The organism is Amphritea sp. HPY (genome assembly GCF_050870985.1).
Lineage (GTDB): Bacteria > Pseudomonadota > Gammaproteobacteria > Pseudomonadales > Balneatricaceae > Amphritea.
Genome location: NZ_CP194015.1, coordinates 2710641 through 2727744 on the forward strand (window position 1 = coordinate 2710641; position 17104 = coordinate 2727744).

Genomic DNA, 17104 nt, shown 5'->3' on the forward strand with positions numbered 1-17104 from the left:
GCCTCTCTACATAATAATAATCAGAGTGAAGTTTTATGTATTCTATTATCACTAAGCCACTTTCGGCGCTGGCCAGCCGGAGGGTTGATTTCATCCCCCGCGTCAAGAAACCAGGTATCCCTTTCAGTGGCTTACTCCGGCCCCTGGCTAAAGCACTCTGTATTGCCACCCTGACCTGCGCTCCCGCTGTTTATGCGGCTGAACCTTCATCGCAAATATTGAGCATTCCTTCTGAGACATCACCTTTAGCGCAACATAGCCTGCTGCTGGATACGGCTAATGCAGGTTCCCGTCAGGTGTCCGTTGGACAGTTCGGTCATATCCTCTATTCCGATGATGATGGCTCCAGCTGGACTCAGGCGAAGGTGCCTGTCAGCAGTACCTTAACAGCGGTCTACTTCGTCGATGAACAATCTGGCTGGGCAGTCGGGCACGAAGGCGTAGTACTGGCCACTACAGACGGCGGCGTTAACTGGACGCAGCAACTAAATGGTCTGGATATTAATGAGTTGGGGCTGAAACACGCCCAGGAATTACTCAGCTATCCGGCCAGTAATAATGGTCAGCTGCCACCGGGTATTCACCCTGACCTGAGCGCTGAAGATTTTGAAATGCTGGAAATGGACGCCGCTGATTTTGCCGCCGAAGGGGCATCACGACCTCTGATGGACGTCTGGTTCAAGAACAAAAATGAAGGGATGATTGTCGGTGCCTACGGCCTTATTCTGCGTACCAATGATGGCGGTAACAGCTGGGCTCCGGTTTTCGACACTATTTATAATATCGATAATTACCACTATTACAGCATCGTTCCGGCGCCGGGCCCACAACACTCTGATGCACTGATACTGGTCGGTGAAGCTGGCTTGTTGCAACGTTCACTTGATAACGGGCTGACCTGGGAGGCCCTTGAATCACCCTACGAAGGAACCTTCTTTGGCGGGCTTTATAATCCGGCAAGCAATGATCTCCTGGTTTACGGTCTGCGCGGCAACCTGTACCGCTCTTCTGACCTGGGTACCCACTGGCAAACCATCAACAGCAAAACGACGGCGACTATCTTCGATGGCAGCGTGCTGAACGATGGCTCGATATTGCTGGTCGGTAGCGCCGGACTGCAAATTTCAATTGATAGTAAGTCCTTTGCTGCGAAACCCGGTTTCAGCCCGCAACGTACCCCCTATAGCGCCGTGACAGTATCAGAATCCGGTAAGGTTTTATTAACCGGACTGCGTGGTCTTGAAGTGATGTCAGAGCAGAGGAGCCAATGATGAGCAATATGTCTGATAGTAAAACGGTAAAAGCCACGCTGCATGCGATCGATAGCAGCGAAGCTGTGGTTGAGAACATTCTTTTTAACAACCGCCTGGTCGTGGTTTTGTTTGCCCTCATCATAACGCTGTTTGTCGGGTATCAGGCGCTGCAACTGCGTCCCGATGCCAGTTTCGAGAAGATGATTCCGGCTTCCCACGAATACGTGCAAAATTTCTTTACCTATCGTGATGACCTCAAAGGCCTGGGTAATGCAGTACGCATCTCAGTCGAGACCACCGATGGTGACATCTTCAGCGCCGAATTTATGGACCATCTGCGTCAAGTACATGACGAGGTATTCTACCTCAACGGTGTCGACCGTAGCGCCCTGATGTCCGTCTGGGCAGCTGGCGCACGCTGGAGTGAAGTCACCGAAGAGGGCTTCTCCGGTGGCCCGATCGTACCCGACGATTATGATGGTACCCCTGCCAGCCTGGAGCGTCTGCGCCAGAACCTGCTTAAGTCAGGTAAGGTTGGTTCGCTGGCAGCAAATAACTTTAAGTCGGCGCTGATCTACGCGCCCCTGTACGATAAGGACCCGCAGACCGGCGAGGCCCTGGACTACCAGAAGTTTTCTGAAGATCTTGAAACCCTGGTACGTGAAAAGTACCAGACCGAAAATGTAAAAATTCACATCACCGGTTTTGCCAAAGTAGTGGGCGACCTGATCGATGGCGCGTCGCAGATTATTCTGTTCTTTGCCGGAGCCTGCCTGATCACGCTGATACTGCTGTATCTCTACTCACGCTGCATTACCAGCACTCTGATCGCACTATTCTGTTCGGTTGTTGCGGTAATCTGGCAGCTGGGATTACTGCATACGATGGGCTTCGGTCTGGACCCTTACTCGATGCTGGTGCCGTTTTTAGTATTTGCCATCGGCGTCAGTCACGGGGTGCAGATTATCAATGGTATCTCGCATATGTCGATCGCCGGATACAACAAGCTTGAAGCCGCTAAACGTACCTTCCGCATGCTGTATATTCCCGGCATCATCGCCCTGATCAGCGATGGTGTAGGCTTCTCTACCCTGATGGTTATTGATATCGCAGTGATTCAGGACCTGGCGGTTGCCGCCAGCGTCGGTGTCGCAGTCGTCATCTTCACCAACCTGATTCTGCTGCCGATTCTGATCTCCTATGTCGGTGTGAGTAAAAAAGCGGTCAAAAGCCTGCAGCATGAGGAAAATGACGAAGAGCATCCGATCTGGCACTTCCTTGCTAATTTCAGTCGTCCGAAGATGGCTTCTATCGCGCTTATTACCGCGGTTATCGGTTACGGTTTTGGTTTCTATAACAGTCAGGAGCTGAAAGTCGGTGACCTTGATCCGGGTGCGCCGGAACTGCGGGCCGATTCACGCTACAACCTCGATAACGCTTTTATGGGTGCCAACTACTCGGCCAGTTCCGATGTCTTTGTAGTGATGATCAAGAGTGCAGCACGGGAGACCTGCGCACTGTATGAAACAGTTGAACTGATGGACCGATTACAGTGGAAACTGCAGAACCTGCAAGGTGTGCAGTCGACCCAGTCCCTGTCGTCTATCACTAAACTACTGATCTCCGGCATGAACGAAGGCAGCCTGAAATGGATGGCACTGAGTCGTAACCAGGCCATTATGGATGCGGCTTCGATCCGGGTGCAGGAGATGGGTGGCCTGATCAACGGTGACTGTGATCTGGCGCCGATGCTGATATTCCTCGACGATCACAAAGCTGAAACCCTGCAGCGGGTCGTTACAGAGGTTGAGCAGTTTGCCAATGACCACAACAGTGACCAATACCAGTTCCTGATGGCGGCCGGTAATGCGGGTATCGAAGCGGCGACTAACGAAGTGATCGGTTCGGCACAATATGAAATCCTGATCTGGGTATACGGCGCGGTATCGTTCCTCTGCCTGCTGAGCTTCCGCTCGGTGACTGCAACAATCTGTATCATCCTGCCGCTGACGCTGACTTCTGTTCTGTGTCAGGCACTGATGACCTATCTGGGTATTGGTATCAAGGTGGCGACCCTGCCGGTTATCGCGCTGGGTGTCGGTATCGGTGTTGACTACGGCATCTACATCTTCAGTAGGCTCGATGGCTACCTGAAAGCTGGCGATAACCTGCACGATGCCTACTTCAAAACCCTGCAGAGTACCGGTAAAGCGGTTGCATTCACCGGTGCAACACTGGCGATCGGAGTTACAACATGGGCCTTCTCTCCGATCAAGTTCCAGGCCGACATGGGCATATTGTTAACCTTTATGTTCGTCTGGAACATGCTGGGGGCTCTGATCCTGCTGCCTGCACTGGCTTGCTTCCTGCACAAGCCGAAACAGATTAAAGGTAGGACTTGATCAATTTATCAGGTGCTATGCAAACATGCCTGTACAACCCTTTCCTGGCAGTTATACATGTTCAGCCCAACCTCTTCCCCCCGCTCGGCGGGGGATTTTTTTCTAGCTTAAGTCGACTTAAATTTCAGGCAAAGACTAGGGTTAACCGGTCTCTGACGACTGAAAAAAGCCTATCAAAGGTTGCTCAGGCTGCACCCCACAACAAGATTCAACATTGGAGTAATTATGCTATCAACTATTTTCAACCTTCTGAAAGTGGCTACTGTAATTTTCTATCTGCTCGCACTGGCGTCACTGGTGATCGAACCATTACATGGCTTTCAGATGATCCTGTTAACGATTGTCGCAGCCTTAGCGATCGCCCATGCCGCTGAATTTTTACTGGTAAGAAACAAGCTGGCACTGATTGAGAAAGCTGCTGGCCATCACTTATTGAATGTGATGCTGTTTGGTTTCCTGTATTGGATTCCGCTGCTCTATACAGATAACGCGAATTCAAATACCTGATACAACAGCCGGCTATTCAACCTTTATTAGCAAATCGAATCCGGCTATCTCTTTTCCTTATATGATCCTTTCGGGTGATACGCTTCACCCTCCATTTTCCTCCTTTCGGGGGATTCATTGCACCAGCTGAAAAGATAAATTTAAAGTGCAAAGGAAGTATGGAACCTGAACACAATTTACGGACAGCATGGAGTCGATAACGAGCAACTGAAAATAAAGAGATAGGTGACGAAATGTTAACGCAGCAAACCACACTACAACTCGCTGAAGAGAACCGTCAGTTCGCAGGAACCGGTGGCGTCAGTGAAGGTAATGCTCAAGCCAATTTCGCTCCCGCATTTCAGGATGCCACTACCGGACAAATTGCAGTATCACGGTTCAAAGATGGCCGCCCCGCACCCTTCCACCTTCTGGACGGTTTACCCGAAGCCTGGATCATGGAGCGGGATTTGAAAGGTCGTGTTATTGAAATTAAGGCTTCCGTAATTTCCGGTTTTGTCCGCCTGGGTCGTTTCTTTACCCGCCAGCAAGCCTCAGATTTTATGGCGCAGCACTCGCCTTCAGGTATCTGACACCGTTCACAAATCCCGAAGGGGCTCTTTCCACCAGGCTTAATTCCCCTGCTTCGGTACACGCTCCCAGGCTGCAGGGAGCCCACCGGTCCAGCGTTTGAATGCACTACGGACAAGCAGCTTGTTACTTAATATAAAGTCGCTGTAACGTTGATCAAATTGCAATTGACCGCTGCACATCTGGCGATGAACCAAAAAAAGCCCGCTTGCGCGGGCTGAACAGGGCTGTAATCAAGTTCTGCAATTAAGCCCTGAAGTTCTGCTTCTCAAACAGATCTTTACTTAAAGTCGCACTGGGCCAACATCGGGCCGAACGCTTCTTCGCCAGAAATAACATTCTCGACCACAAACAGGTCATCATCACCGTTACGTTCGGCTGCGGTTTTGATTCGCATCTGGTACATATCGTGGACCATCCGGCCATCGTTACGCAGTTTTGCGTTACGGGCGAAGAAGTCATCCGGTTTGCTGGATTTCATCTGCGCCATGACCGCATCCGACTCATCGGTGCCTGCCGCTTTTACGCTATTCAGGTAGTGCATAGTGGCAGAATAAACACCGGCATGGGCCATAGACGGGATACCACCGTGGCGGGTCTTGAAGCGAGCCGACCATTCACGGGTAGCATCATCCATATCCCAGTAGAAACCCGTCGTTAGCTTCATGCCACCGGCTATATCGGGATCAAGTGCCAGGGCGCTCTGGGTAAATACCAGCAGACCGGCAACATCCATTGTTTCGGTCAGACCAAATTCGGCTGATGTTTTCAGGGCGTTGATAAAGTCAGCGCCAGCATTGGCCAGAGCGACGACATCGGCGCCGGAAGCCTGCGCCTGCAAAACATAGGATGAGAAATCAGTAGTACCCAATGGTGCCCGGACCGCACCGACCACTTCACCACCATTGCTGTTTATAACTTTACTGGCAACACCTTCCAACGCGTGACCGAAAGCGTAGTCTGCGGTAATAAAAAACCATTTCTTCTTACCAGCATCGACCATCGGCTTTACCGTACCATTTGCCAGCGCCACTACGTTGTAAGTCCAGTGAGCGTTATAGGGAGAGCAGGCTTTAGTGGTAAACGCGTGGGAAGCGGATGCACCTATAAGCGCGATCTTTTTGTTATCGGTCAGTACCTTAGTAACCGCGCCAGTCACTGAAGAAGCGACCAGGCCGGTTACCGTATCGACCTGCTCATCTTCGATCCACTGCCGTACCTTGGCTGAACCGACGTCCGGTTTGTTCTGATCATCGGCACTGACCAGCTCAATCGGCTTACCCAGTACTGTACCACCAAAGTCTTCAACCGCCATTTGCGCGGCGGTGACACAGCCAGGCCCGCAAATATCGGCGTATACACCGCCCATATCACCCAGAACACCGATCTTGACTACATCGTCTGAGATGGCGCCCGCCTGAGCACTGCTGGCAATAGCAGCGCTCATGGTTACAGTGATTGCTGCAGTCAGTACAGCGTTTTTCAATCTTTGCATATGTTACTCCTGCTGTTCTTTCTTATTGTTGTGTAAAGGGGTTAAACCGACAGGGCCGCTGTCAACTGAGTTTCGTTAAACTGCTCTCGCAGGGTCCGCTTCAGTAGTTTTCCCGCAGTATTCTTAGGCAGAGCATCGATAAAGATAAATGACTTAGGGATCTTGAACGGTGCCAGATGCTGCTGGCAGTGACGGGTTAGTTCATCGCTGTCGGCATCTTCGCCCGCCTTGAATACGATGACGGCGGTGATCGCTTCTATCCAGCGCTCATGGGGGGTACCGATAACTGCAACTTCGGCTACTGCGGGATGCAGGTACAGCGCTTCCTCAACATCGCGGCTGGCAACCAGCACGCCACCGGTATTTACCACATCTTTGATGCGATCAACGATATAGAGGTAGCCCTCTTCATCGGCGTAGGCCAGATCACCGGAGTGAAACCAGCCTCCGCTAAAGGCTTCGGCGGTCTGCTCCGGCTTTTCCCAGTAGCCGACCATCACATGGGGTGAACGGTGGATAATTTCACCCCGCTCTCCCACTGGACAGTCTTCCATCGTCACCGGATCGACGATGCGGGTTTCTACCGACATCACCGGTTTACCGATGGAAGCGAGTCTGCCTTCCTGTTCTTCCGGGGCCAGTACGGTGGCAATAGGAGCCATCTCACTCTGGCCATAGCAGTTAAACAGCTGACAACCGGGCAGGCGCTGCTGTAGCTCAGCGACTATCGGCTCCGGCATAATCGATGCACCATAGTAGATATTAACCAGTGAGCTGAGATCATGCTGGTCGAAGCCGCTATCCCTTAGCAGACCGATCCATACGGTAGGTGGTGCGAAAACAGAGTTAAGCTTTTCGTTGCTGATCGCCTCAAATACCAACGGTGGCAAAGGCGCCTGCATAATATAACTGGTGGCGCCGATCATCAGTGCGGGCATAGTAAATACATGCATCTGGGCAGAGTGATACAGCGGTAGAGCACAAAGTGAACGATCATCTGAACTCAGGTAGAGGTGTTGAATGCAGCTGTTATATTCAGCCATAAAGCCCCGATGGGTATGCATCGCGCCTTTTGGATGAGAGGTGGTGCCCGAGGTGTAAAGGATCTGTGCCAGGTCGGTATCTTTTACCGTCACAGCGGGTGGCTGATGGTCTGCATCCGATAGAGCTGTCTGTAGAATATCAGCCCTCAATGCTGATGAGGCCTGGGTGTGTAACGTGCCGGTGGTGATAAGCGATGTATCATGCAGCACCGCTTCGATATTGGCGCTCAGATCATCATCTATAAAGACTGCTAGCGCGCCTGACTGATTCAGCAAATACAGCAGCTCATCTTTGACCAGGGCAAAATTGATCGGCACATGAATCAAACCGGCTCGGGCGCAGGCCAGAAACAGCAGCAGGTAGGCGTCTGAGTTCTTGCCGTAGGCAGCAACCCGGTCGCCCTGTTTTAAACCGCTTTGCAGTAGAAAGTTAGCTACGCGATTTACCGCGCGGTCAAGCTGTTGGTAGGTCCAGCGGCGCTGCTGGAAGATGATCGCTTCTTTGTTGGCAAAGCGCTTTGCGGAACGGCGCAGGCCATCTCCGATGGTATTCAGCGTGGCAATTTCTACTTCGGGAAGCATGGTTGTCAGCCCTCTTATTGTTGTTGTGCAATAAGAGTGTCTGTTGGACGTAGTTGAGACAATGATCAAACTGTCCAAAGCATTTGATAAAAGAGGTCAGAAACTGACCGGAATTAATATTTTCCGCTCTGATATGCTCTGGGCGCGACACCGGTCCAGCCTTTAAACGCCCGACAAAATGCAGCTTGTTCTGTAAAGCCGACCAACTCACTGGTTTCGGCTACAGTGAGGGACTCCTCGGTGAGCAGACGAATGGCTATATCGCAGCGTACCCGATCTTTTATCTGCTGATAACTGACCCCTTCATCCTTCAATTTGCGGCGCAGGGTGCGCGAAGTCATATGCAGGCAGCAGGCAATTTCTTCCAGCGTCGGTGCTTGCTCCAATCCCTTTTCCAGGATCAGTCGCTGCACCTGAATACTCAGACTGTTGTTCTCGCCAACCCGGCGTAACACCTCAAGGGGCGACTGGCGCAGAAATGATTTCAGCTCCATCAGATCCCGTACCCGGGGCAGGTTTAGCAACTTGCTGCTGAAGGTGAATCCGGCGCTGGTCTGATTAAACAGCAACTGCTCGCCAAACATCGGCGGGTACTCTTCATAATGTACGGGTACCGGGTAATTAAACCGGGTAGCGTGGATCGCCAGTTGCGAGTTGATCAGCCAGCTGCTGAAGCGTTGCCACATCAGCAGGACAAACTCCTGCAGCAGATGATCCGGGTCCAGTTCCGGCCGCCGCAGGGTGATACTGATATCCACCCGGTCTGCATCGGTAGTCATGGTGAAATCGATCTCACTCTGCACTGCGTTATAGAAACGAACACTCTGCTGCAGCATCGCCCCAAGAGTTTTCAGTTGGAACAGGGACTCCATCATCAGAGCAAAAACACCGTTTTTACATGGGTGTTCTGTCAGCCCCATAAATTCATCACCGGTGGCGCGCCAGACCGCTCTGATCAGATTAGCCAGCTGGACCTCTGTGATACGGGCCTTCGGCTTATGCATCAGCTCGGCAGGCACCGCCGCACTTTCCAGCAGGGGCTGAGGATCATAGCCCTGTTTGATAGCGCCATGCAGGCATGCCTGGATGTAGTGATTGGAGACCAGTTTTTTCTTCATAGTTAATAATGGTTTTCCCTAGTAGGAGAAGCATACCCTGATGTTATCCAGGGCACAAAAAAGCAACTGAATCGCTGTCTCATCAGAAGTAGGAACTCTTGTAACAAGAAGTCAGGATAGTACTGGACGTCACGCAACTGCAGACGGAAGAAAACCCGCCCGCCCTGATTTCATAGACCTCCTGCACGCGGCATATCCCTGCCGCCCCGCACCACCAATACAGGTTTATAAACATCAATTCGTAATATGGGCATTGCTCATAGTAATCCGCTGGTGCCTTTTCGGTTAATTTTTTTGTCCTTCCAGGTCATTCATGTGGATCAGTTGATTAGATCTAATAACCGAAGCTCACTTTTTAAAACTATCTTAGCAACCTGAGGGGTACCTATGTCAGCTCATGATAACGATATCGAACTGTTCCAAACAATGATTACTCGTGTATTAGAGCAGGAAATAGCCCCCCACTATGATGAGTGGGAAGCTGCAGGCGCTACCCCGAAATCACTTTGGCAAACATTAGGGGCTGCTGGCATGCTCGGCATCGATATGCCGGAAGAGTATGGCGGCGCTGGTGCCAGCATAGAGATATCCCAGCTGGCCGTAGAAGAGATTGCCCGACAGGGCTTCGGCGGTTTTTGTGGCAGTTACAATATCCACGCCAATATCGTCATGCCCTATATCCTTCATATCGGCAGCGATAAGCAAAAACAGCAGTGGCTGCCATCCATGGTCAGCGGTGAAGCGGTCGGCGCCATTGCGATGACCGAGCCAGGTGCCGGTAGCGATCTGGCGGCAATACGCACCACAGCCAAGCGCACAGACGATGGTTGGCTGATCAACGGTGCCAAGATATTTATCACTAACGGTCTGCAGGCCGATATCGTGATCGTTTGTGCAAAAACCAATCCGGACGCGGGCGCCAAAGGCGTTTCTCTGTTTCTGGTAGATGCCCGTTTACCGGGCTTTTCTCGCGGTAAAGGTATTCATAAAATTGGCCAGCACTCTGGCGATACCGCCGAGCTTTTTTTCTCTGATTTATTGGTGCCGCACGATGCCCTGCTCGGTGAAGAAAACAAGGGCTTTAGCTACCTGATGCAGGAGCTGCCTCGCGAACGTCTAGGTGTCGCTGCGCAGGCGATCGGCGCAACCGAAGGTGCACTGGCGCTGACCCTCGATTATGTACAGGAACGCAAGGCATTCGGCCAGCGTGTGGCTGACTTCCAGAATACCCGTTTCAAACTCGCCGAAGCTAAGGCGCAGCTGGATATGGCGCGGGTTTATCTCGATCACTGTATCGAAAAGTACAAACACAATGCGATGACCCCCACCGATGCTGCGGTTCTGAAACTGCAGCTGACCGAGATGCAGTGCAAGATCACCGACGAGTGCCTGCAACTGTTCGGTGGCTATGGTTATACCCTCGAATACCCTATCTCACGTTTCTATGTCGATGCCCGGGTACAGACTATCTATGCCGGCACCTCAGAAATAATGAAGGAAGTGATCGCCCGCTCCCTTCTGGGCAAGTAATCAACGCCTGAAATGTGAAGATCAGCAAAAGTAGAAACAAGAACAGATTCAGGAATCAGTATGAAAATTTCAGACGTTGTAATTTTAGATGGTGCACGCACCGCAATCGGTGGTTTTGGTGGCAGCTTATCAACAATGGCTCCGGCAGAAATTGGTACCGTCGCAGCTAAAGAAGCGATCAAACGTTCCGGCGTTGCTGCCGGGGATATTGATCACTCGGTATTTGGCCACATCATTACCACCGGCCCGGAAGATGCGTACATTGCGCGGCATATCGGCTTAAATGCCGGGCTGAAAGCCAGCTCTGCCGCGCTCAACGTAAACCGTCTTTGTGGATCGGCGGTGCAATCGGTAATCTCTGCAGCGCAGATGATCATGATGGGCGACAGTAAGTTCGCCCTCGCCGGTGGCGCTGAGTGCATGAGCCAGGGAGCCTATATGCTGCCTGGAATGCGTACCGGTCAGCGTATGGGTGACGGCCAGGTTGTAGACATGACAATTGGAGTATTAAGCGATCCCTTTGGCAGCGGCCACATGGGCATGACCGCCGAAAGGATTGCCGAACAGTACGGTCTGACCCGTCAGGATCTGGACACATTCTCTGCCGAGAGTCATCGTCGTGCCAGCAATGCGATCGAGAACGGTTATTTCGACGATCAGATCGTACCTGTGACCGTTAAGAAAGGCCGCAAAGAGTTCACCTTCAGTCAGGATGAACATGCCCGCGCGGGTACCACCGTTGAAAGTCTGGGCAAACTTAAGCCCGCCTTTAAAAAGAACGGTATTGTCACACCTGGTAATGCATCGGGAATTAACGACGGAGCGGCGGCGATGGTACTGACCAGCGCTGACGAAGCGGCAAAACGCGGCCTCAAGCCGCGTGCCCGTCTGATCGGTTATTCCTTTGCCGGAGTCAATCCTGATGTGATGGGACTGGGACCGATTCCTGCGGTCAAACAAGTATTGGAGCAGACCGGTTTAAGTACTACTGATCTGGATGTTATCGAATCTAACGAAGCCTTTGCTGCCCAGGCGATGGCCGTGACTCAAGCCCTGGAGCTTGACCCGGCTAAAGTGAACCCCAACGGCGGAGCCGTCGCGCTGGGTCATCCGGTAGGTGCCACCGGTTCAATCATTATCATTAAAACCCTGGCCGAACTGGACCGTATCGACGGCCGTTACGGTATGGTGACTATGTGTATCGGTGGCGGCCAGGGCATCGCTCTGATCCTGGAGCGTGTCGCATGAGTCAGCTGAGTAACGCACCAGAAATTAAAAAAGTAGCAGTTATCGGTGCCGGGGTGATGGGTGCCGGTATTGCAGCTCAGGCCGCGAATGGCGGGGCCGAGGTTCTGCTACTGGATATCGTACCGGCGGATTGCACTTCAAATGATCGTAGTCAGATAGCGCAGGGCGCATTGGATCGTTTTTTAAAAGCCGGCAGCGGCGGTGGCCTGATGCACCCATCAATTGCCGAGCGCGTGTCTGTCGGCAATATCGAAGACGATTTTCAGCTGTTAGCCGATGCTGACTGGATTATCGAAGTGATCGTCGAACGCCTGGATATTAAACAGGATCTCTATCGCCGTATAGCGGAAGTTCGTCGTCCTGATGCTATCGTCTCATCGAACACTTCCACCATCCCATTGGCCAGGCTGGTCGAAGGTCTGCCTCAAGATTTTTGTCAGCACTTTGTCGTTACGCACTACTTTAACCCACCTCGCTATATGCGTCTGGTTGAGATTGTTGCCGGCGAACAAACGCTTCCACAAGTGGTCGACAGCGTCAGTCTGTTCAACGATAAACAGATGGGTAAAACAGTTATTCACTGTGCCGACCGTCCCGGTTTTATCGGTAACCGCCTCGGCGTATTCTGGATGCAGGTAGCCCTGCAGGAAGCGATCAACTTCGGCCTTACTGTTGAGGAAGCTGACGCAGTCATGAAGGTCTGCGGCTTCCCTAAGACCGGTATCTTCGGCCTGTGGGATCTGTGTGGTATCGATCTGATGCCATCGGTCACCGAGAGTCTGGGCAGCCTGTTACCTGAAAATGATGACTTTGCCCCTTATGCGACGACCGTAAATACTGTTCAAGGCATGTTAGACAAAGGTTATTACGGCCGTAAGGGACGTGTGCTTCAGGGCTTCTACCGCCAGACAAAAGATGACAACGGTAAGCGAATTAAAGAGGTGATTGACCTCGATACTTTGACCTATCGTGCCCCGCTACAAGCGACGTTGACCAGCGCAAAACTCAAGCCCGGCCAGTTAACCGAGTTACTCGCCTGCGATGATAAGGGCGGCCGATACGCCTGGCGCGTGTTGTCTCAGATGCTGCACTACGCAACTAAACTGATTCCCGATGTGGCAACAGAAGTAAACGCCTTCGATCAGGCGATGAAACTGGGTTACAACTGGACCTGGGGTCCCTATCAGATGATCGACATAATCGGGTTGTCTACGTTTGCTGAACGCCTTAGTGACGACGGTATTGAGCTTTCCAGTTTTATGCAAGCTGCAGAGCAGCGTCAGGTCTACAGCTATCAGAATCAACAACAGAGCACTCTTAATGCAACTGGCGTTTATCAGGCTGTTAGTACCCGCGAGGGGATCCTGAATCTGGCCGACATCAAGCGTCAACCAGCCATCGCTCGAGACAGCAGATCAGCCGTATGGGATCTGGGCGATGATGTCTGGTGCATGGAGTTTACCGGTAAGGTTCCTGCTTTAAGCAGTGAATTACTGGATCAGATATCAGATGCTCTGGAACGTGCTTGTACGCATAAAAAAGCGCTCATATTTTATAATGCAGGACCGGTATTTGCGGCGGGTGCTGACCTGAAAGAATTCCTCTCCTTCATCGACAATCCCGTGCAGCTGCAGGCCTATATTGAAAAAGGTCAGCAACTGTTCCACGCCCTGCAAACCGCTCCGGTAGCAACTGTCGCGGCGTTATCCGGCAAGGCGCTTGGCGGCGGACTCGAACTGGCGCTGCACTGCCAGGCGATTCAGGCCCATGCCGAAACATATATTGGACTGGTAGAAAATCAGGTCGGTATCGTACCAGGCTGGGGCGGTTGTAAAGAGCTGTTACTGCGCTGCTCTGAGCGCTTTGGCCGAGACAGCGCGATCAAACACTGTTTCGAACTGATTCAATCCTGCAAAGTCACCGCTTCGGCGATGGAGGCCCGGCAATCCGGTATTCTCCGCGACAGCGATGGCGTCAGCATGAATCTGGACCGCTTACTGTTTGACGCCAAACAACAGGCGCTGACGTTACAAGCAAAACGTCTGCAGTCAGAACCACAACCTGCTATCCGACAGGTGGAGCCACTGACCAACGACCGGAAGATTACACTGAGTAGTGACGGCTATCAGGCACAGTTGGAAGCATCCCTGTTAAACCTGTTATCACGAGCTCAGGCTGATAACTGGTATCAGAACTTCTTTCAGGAGGAGAAAAACACCAATCTGGCGCTATGTCAGCACGGGGAGGCGAAACAACGTATGCAACATCTGATGGACACCGGGAGAGCACTGAAAAACTAAAAATTATCAGATCAGAACCGAAGGCACTGATATGCCTTCGGCTTATGTTTGTAAGCTATGTTCGGTTAACTGAACTCATTTTTAATTATGCTAAGTGACCGGTTCAGCGCTTCGTTTAATTGCTGAATCAACTCCTGGCTCAGCATTGAACTCTCAGCTTGCTGCTCCAGTTCGCTACAAAGTTGGTGCAACCGGGTCAGGCCGACGCTAGCCGCGGCCCCTTTCAATTTATGTAGTAAGCGTGATTGTTCTACAGCCTCACCGGCAACAGAAATCGCACTCACAGTTTGTACCGAATCCTGGGCAAACAGCTCGATCAGCTGCTGAACTTTCTCCCGGCCCAGATACTCCATATCCTGTTCCAGAACCCGGCGCTCAAACCATTCGTCGATACTTTCTGATTCTGCTGTATCAGCCTGTTCAGTTTCAATCTGCACAGCTCTAGTCTGATCAGATTCTGGCAACTCAAGTCCAACGACACTGTAGCCTTTAATCACTTTTGCCAGCATCGGTCGCAACTTCTTCATCTGGACCGGCTTGGCGATGAAACCATCAAAGCCCGCTGCCAGATAGCCCTCAACTTCCTCTTTCAGCACCTGGGCCGATACCGCAACAATGGGCAGTTGCCGGTTCTGATGGGCGGCCAGTTTACGTAATTGCCCGCTTAACTCGACGCCATTAATGTCCGGTAGATTAATATCTACCAGCGCGATATCAAAAACCTGGCTGGTCACTTCATCGAGGGCGCTGACGCCATCCCCCGCGACGGTCACCTGGTGTCCGAGTTTTTCAAGCAACCCCCGGGCGACCATCTGATTGACCTCATTATCCTCCACCAGCAGCACGCGCAATGGTCCGGTATCCGGCAACACCTGATCGATACTGTTTTCGTCCTGTGGCTCACCAACAGTCAGCTCAAGACTGAACCAGAAGCTGCTCCCCTGCTGCGGTTCGCTGACCAGCTCCAGTGTTCCACCCAGCCCCTTCACCAACCTCTGGCTGATAGTCAGGCCCAGTCCGGTGCCACCCATCGGGTTGTATAGCCCCTCCTGGGAGAAAGCTTCGAATACCATCGCCTGTTTGTTAAACGGAATCCCGATACCGGTATCAATCACTTCAAACTTAACCCTGAGCGGCTCTTCTCCGACAGAGGATTGCAAGCCGACTCGCAGAGTAATACCGCCTTCGTAGGTAAACTTAATCGCATTGCCTAACAGGTTAGCCAGAACCTGGCGAAGCTTACCCTGATCAGTCACCAGCCAGCGGGGAATGTTGCTATCAACCTCGGCTGTAAGCTGCAGCCCCTTCCCCTTAGCCCTGGCGGACATCAGCGCAACCAGATCGGCAATCAGCCGTGACAGATCAAAACTGGCCGGATTGACCTCCAGCTGGCCAGACTCGATCTTGGAGTAATCCAGAATATCATTGAGGATATCAAGCAAATGCTCACCGGAGCTGAGTATGGTTTCGACATACTGCTGCTGAAGCTGGCTAAGCTGGGTATCGGCCAGCAGCTCCAGGGTGCCGATAACGCCATTCATAGGGGTACGGATTTCGTGGCTCATATGGGCCAGAAAGGTCGACTTAGCCTGGTTCGCCTGCTCCGCCCTTAGCTTGGCAATCTCATGCCCCTGCACCTCTTCGCTGAGCCGGTCATTGGTATCACTGAGCTGCTCGGTACGTTGCTCCACCAGCTTTTCCAGGCTGGCCTTGTGATGCCTTAACTGGCGCTCGGTTTCCAACTGCTCCCGCTCCAGTTGACGTTTGGCCAGAGCATTTTGCCGGAACACTTCAAGCCCCCGGGCCATCTCGGCCAGTTCATCACTGCCACGGGCATCAACCTTCACCGTCAGATCACCCGAAGCCAGTCGGTGTAAAGCGTTAGTACTGCTGCTCAGGCGCCGTACGATATCCCGGTAAACCACCCGCCACATCAGGTATACCAATAGCAGCAGCGTCGCAGTACCACTGACCAGGACAATAATTTCACCTTGCTGCAGCAAAACGCGAAGCTGGTCAGTGGCATCAGAAGTCGCTCTGGAACTCTGCTTAACCAATCGATCTACGCCCTGATTCAGGGCGATAAAACGGATGCGGTTAGCCTCACTGATACCATCCACCTGTTGCTTCATTTCAAGCAACTGCCGTCGGGCAGTAAACAGTGGCTCGATCCGACTAAGCTGCCCCAGCGCAATCACCATCGCAGTTTTACGCTGAGGATCATTAACCGCTTGTACCCGCCGCACGATCACTTCCAGCAGCTGCCGGTACTGCTGCTCCAGCTGGCCGACCTTTGCAAGTTGCTGCTCTGTGGATAAACGATTAATCACATGCCTCAACTGCAGGCTGTTGCGTTGCAGTTCGGACATCTGTTCCAGTTGATCCAGATCCTCTTCGAGGGTCCGGTCCAGGGATGCGAAGATGGACGATTCAGGCGTTGCATCAGCAACCTGATCATAGACACTGGTCAGATTAACAATGGTGATAGTCTGGGCGTTAGCAACCTGGGACCCGGTCTGCTCGGCAATCTCCTGCGCGGCCCCCGCATATTTCACCAGTTCGACCGCCAGCGCCTGTTCCTGATCGATACGATGCCGGGCCAGTGGCACCAGTTGCTCCAGACTCTTGCCGATCTGTTGCGCGGTATCCTCCAGCGCCAGAATCTGCTGCGGCAGGAAACCCAGGGTTTTAAATTTTACCAACAGAGTCGATAGCTGATCTTTCTGCTTGCCCAGCTCCTGTTCCAGCTGCTTGCGTTGGCTCTGCCCGGTCGCATCTCTCAATTCCTGCGCGGTATGGGTTATACGCAGATTCAGTTCAGCCAGCTGGCGGGCGGCGGTCATGGTAGGAATTGCCTGCTCAGTAATCAGCTTTTCGCTACTGGTAATTTCCTGAAAACCGATCCAGGCGATAACTGTTGCGGTCAGTGAAAGACCCGCCATCAGAGTGAAGGCGTACAGCAGTTTTCGACCGATACCCAGGTTAGCAAGCAAGATAGTTTATCCCCGAACGGTTAACGAGCCTGATGAATTTAGTTTAACATTATGATTAACATT

General features: G+C 52.2%; 11 protein-coding genes. 7 read left to right on the top strand and 4 right to left on the bottom strand.

Annotated elements, in window-relative coordinates; all coding sequences use genetic code 11:
• The first annotated feature begins 35 nt into the window (after positions 1 to 35).
• From ACQUQM_RS12070 to ACQUQM_RS12085, 4 genes are all read left to right on the top strand, one after another.
• Positions 36 to 1271 carry a WD40/YVTN/BNR-like repeat-containing protein gene (locus tag ACQUQM_RS12070; RefSeq protein ID WP_432470112.1) on the top strand — a complete coding sequence of 412 codons (1236 nt, stop codon included), beginning with the start codon at positions 36 to 38 and terminating at the stop codon, positions 1269 to 1271.
• On the top strand, positions 1271 to 3655 hold the full coding sequence (locus tag ACQUQM_RS12075) for an efflux RND transporter permease subunit (RefSeq protein WP_432470113.1): 2385 nt from the start codon (positions 1271 to 1273) through the stop codon (positions 3653 to 3655). Before ACQUQM_RS12070 ends, ACQUQM_RS12075 begins: the two co-directional genes overlap by 1 nt.
• 225 nt (positions 3656 to 3880) lie before the next feature.
• Positions 3881 to 4162 (top strand): hypothetical protein, encoded by a 282-nt coding sequence (locus tag ACQUQM_RS12080; protein WP_432470114.1) that lies wholly within the window; start codon positions 3881 to 3883, stop codon positions 4160 to 4162.
• A 233-nt stretch (positions 4163 to 4395) separates the two neighbouring features.
• Complete coding sequence (locus ACQUQM_RS12085) at positions 4396 to 4734, top strand: hypothetical protein (protein ID WP_432470115.1); 339 nt, start codon at positions 4396 to 4398, stop codon at positions 4732 to 4734.
• A gap of 278 nt (positions 4735 to 5012) precedes the next feature.
• On the opposite strand, the gene ACQUQM_RS12090 is transcribed toward ACQUQM_RS12085, so the two are convergent.
• The 3 genes from ACQUQM_RS12090 to ACQUQM_RS12100 all read right to left on the bottom strand — a co-directional run bounded on the left by ACQUQM_RS12090 (position 5013) and on the right by ACQUQM_RS12100 (position 8970).
• On the bottom strand, positions 5013 to 6227 hold the full coding sequence (locus ACQUQM_RS12090; protein WP_432470116.1) for an ABC transporter substrate-binding protein: 1215 nt from the start codon (positions 6225 to 6227) through the stop codon (positions 5013 to 5015).
• Between the two features lie 41 nt (positions 6228 to 6268).
• Positions 6269 to 7852, bottom strand: a complete 1584-nt coding sequence (locus ACQUQM_RS12095) for a fatty acyl-CoA synthetase (protein WP_432470117.1) — start codon at positions 7850 to 7852, stop codon at positions 6269 to 6271.
• A gap of 113 nt (positions 7853 to 7965) precedes the next feature.
• The gene (locus ACQUQM_RS12100) at positions 7966 to 8970 is read right to left on the bottom strand and encodes an AraC family transcriptional regulator (RefSeq protein WP_432470118.1); all 1005 of its coding nucleotides are present in this window, start codon (positions 8968 to 8970) and stop codon (positions 7966 to 7968) included.
• Between the two features lie 387 nt (positions 8971 to 9357).
• On the opposite strand from ACQUQM_RS12100, the gene ACQUQM_RS12105 reads away from it, so the two are divergent.
• The 3 genes from ACQUQM_RS12105 to ACQUQM_RS12115 are packed head-to-tail and all read left to right on the top strand — an operon-like array spanning position 9358 to position 14048.
• A complete protein-coding gene (locus tag ACQUQM_RS12105; protein WP_432470119.1) occupies positions 9358 to 10500 on the top strand; it encodes an acyl-CoA dehydrogenase family protein in 1143 nt (380 codons plus the stop codon).
• 60 nt (positions 10501 to 10560) lie between these two features.
• Complete coding sequence (gene bktB, locus ACQUQM_RS12110) at positions 10561 to 11748, top strand: beta-ketothiolase BktB (protein WP_432470120.1); 1188 nt, start codon at positions 10561 to 10563, stop codon at positions 11746 to 11748.
• A complete protein-coding gene (locus ACQUQM_RS12115; RefSeq protein WP_432470122.1) occupies positions 11745 to 14048 on the top strand; it encodes a 3-hydroxyacyl-CoA dehydrogenase NAD-binding domain-containing protein in 2304 nt (767 codons plus the stop codon). Before bktB ends, ACQUQM_RS12115 begins: the two co-directional genes overlap by 4 nt.
• Positions 14049 to 14113: 65 nt before the next feature.
• Here ACQUQM_RS12115 and torS read toward each other — a convergent pair whose 3' ends face one another.
• Positions 14114 to 17041: a TMAO reductase system sensor histidine kinase/response regulator TorS gene (gene torS / locus ACQUQM_RS12120; protein ID WP_432470123.1), complete on the bottom strand. Its 2928-nt coding sequence runs from the start codon at positions 17039 to 17041 to the stop codon at positions 14114 to 14116.
• Positions 17042 to 17104: the final 63 nt, after the last annotated feature.

What these genes read in the sequence shown, in the direction of transcription:
- ACQUQM_RS12080 (WP_432470114.1), top strand. Translation starts at nt 3,881, where the DNA reads ATGCTATCAACTATTTTCAACCTTCTGAAAGTGGCTACTGTAATTTTC.
- ACQUQM_RS12115 (WP_432470122.1), top strand. Translation starts at nt 11,745, where the DNA reads ATGAGTCAGCTGAGTAACGCACCAGAAATTAAAAAAGTAGCAGTTATC.
- ACQUQM_RS12095 (WP_432470117.1), bottom strand. Translation starts at nt 7,852, where the DNA reads ATGCTTCCCGAAGTAGAAATTGCCACGCTGAATACCATCGGAGATGGC.
- ACQUQM_RS12075 (WP_432470113.1), top strand. Translation starts at nt 1,271, where the DNA reads ATGAGCAATATGTCTGATAGTAAAACGGTAAAAGCCACGCTGCATGCG.
- ACQUQM_RS12090 (WP_432470116.1), bottom strand. Translation starts at nt 6,227, where the DNA reads ATGCAAAGATTGAAAAACGCTGTACTGACTGCAGCAATCACTGTAACC.
- ACQUQM_RS12070 (WP_432470112.1), top strand. Translation starts at nt 36, where the DNA reads ATGTATTCTATTATCACTAAGCCACTTTCGGCGCTGGCCAGCCGGAGG.
- ACQUQM_RS12105 (WP_432470119.1), top strand. Translation starts at nt 9,358, where the DNA reads ATGTCAGCTCATGATAACGATATCGAACTGTTCCAAACAATGATTACT.
- ACQUQM_RS12100 (WP_432470118.1), bottom strand. Translation starts at nt 8,970, where the DNA reads ATGAAGAAAAAACTGGTCTCCAATCACTACATCCAGGCATGCCTGCAT.
- bktB (WP_432470120.1), top strand. Translation starts at nt 10,561, where the DNA reads ATGAAAATTTCAGACGTTGTAATTTTAGATGGTGCACGCACCGCAATC.
- ACQUQM_RS12085 (WP_432470115.1), top strand. Translation starts at nt 4,396, where the DNA reads ATGTTAACGCAGCAAACCACACTACAACTCGCTGAAGAGAACCGTCAG.